This window comes from Streptomyces sp. OR43, from assembly GCF_008042275.1.
Classification (GTDB): Bacteria; Actinomycetota; Actinomycetes; order Streptomycetales; family Streptomycetaceae; genus Streptomyces.
Genome location: NZ_RDBK01000124.1, coordinates 1 through 1,005, shown reverse-complemented (window position 1 = coordinate 1,005; position 1,005 = coordinate 1). Strand labels below are relative to the sequence as shown.

The 1,005-nt window shown below is 67.6% G+C and carries 1 protein-coding gene and 2 pseudogenes; 1 reads left to right on the top strand and 2 read right to left on the bottom strand.

All coding sequences use genetic code 11. The features are described from left to right. Window positions 1-197: pseudogene (locus EAO72_RS43710) on the bottom strand (ABC transporter ATP-binding protein); the annotation flags it as partial. A gap of 90 nt (window positions 198-287) precedes the next feature. Here EAO72_RS43710 and EAO72_RS41520 point away from each other — a divergent pair. Next, window positions 288-905, top strand: a complete 618-nt coding sequence (locus EAO72_RS41520; protein WP_148022553.1) for a Uma2 family endonuclease — start codon at window positions 288-290, stop codon at window positions 903-905. Here EAO72_RS41520 and EAO72_RS41515 read toward each other — a convergent pair. Continuing rightward, window positions 878-1,005, bottom strand: a pseudogene (locus tag EAO72_RS41515) (Uma2 family endonuclease); the annotation flags it as partial. The gene EAO72_RS41520 and the pseudogene EAO72_RS41515 sit on opposite strands and share 28 nt — an antisense overlap.

Here is a 1,005-nt window from a genome sequence, read left to right as displayed (position 1 = left end):
CGCCGGATCGGCGTGGGCGGCGCGTTCGCGCGGGCGCGGCACGGGCAGCACCCGGCCGGTGGAGAGCAGCGCGACGCGGTCGCCGAGAAACAGCGCCTCGTCCACGTCGTGCGTGACGAAGACGACCGTGGCGCCGGTGCCCGGAGCACGTCGACGAGCAGTTGCTGCATTCCGGCCCTGGKSTGGGGGTCAAGAGCGCGTGAGTCGTTCACACGTTCAAGGGAGCCGCTTTCGGTTCCCTGCGGATACGCTGAAATGTCCGCGAGACTCCGTCCATGGGAGCACTGATGAGCGTCGACCCCGAGGGCCCCGAGCCGCGGTGGGCGGTCCCGCCCGAGGGCGGCTGGACCGCCGATGACCTGGACACACTCCCGAATCTGCCTCCGCATACGGAGCTGATCGACGGGAGTCTTGTTTTCGTGAGTCCGCAGACCCTTTTCCATTCGCGGGCGGTCAGCTTCTTCGAGTGGCAGTTGCAGTCGCTGGCGCCGCCCGACCTGGAAGTCGTGCGTGGATTCACGATCGACATCGACCGTTACAACCGGCCCGAGCCCGACGTGATCGTCGTCGACGGTGAGATCGTCCAGAATCCGAGTCAGACTCGCTTCCCCGCCGCGTCCGTTCAGCTGGCCATCGAGGTCGTGTCGGACGAGTCCGTCACCCGCGACCGGGAGACCAAGCCCACGAAGTACGCGCGGGCGAAGATCCCGCACTACTGGCGGGTGGAGAACCACGACGGCCGTGCTGTCGTCTACGTCTTCGAGCTGGAGCCCGCCACCGGCGCCTACACCTCGACGGGGATCTTCCACGACCGGATGAAGGTCTCCGTCCCTTTCCCGGTCGATCTCGACCTCAGCGCCATCACGCCTCGCCGCCGGGTGGCGGGCTCCAGCTCGAAGACGTAGACGACAGCACGGCCGTCGTGGTTCTCCACCCGCCAGTAGTGCGGGATCTTCGCCCGCGCGTACTTCGTGGGCTTGGTCTCCCGGTCGCGGGTGACGGACT

Bases quoted from the DNA above. Each gene is read 5' to 3' on its own strand.
- EAO72_RS41520 (WP_148022553.1), top strand. From the start codon at position 288: ATGAGCGTCGACCCCGAGGGCCCCGAGCCGCGGTGGGCGGTCCCGCCC.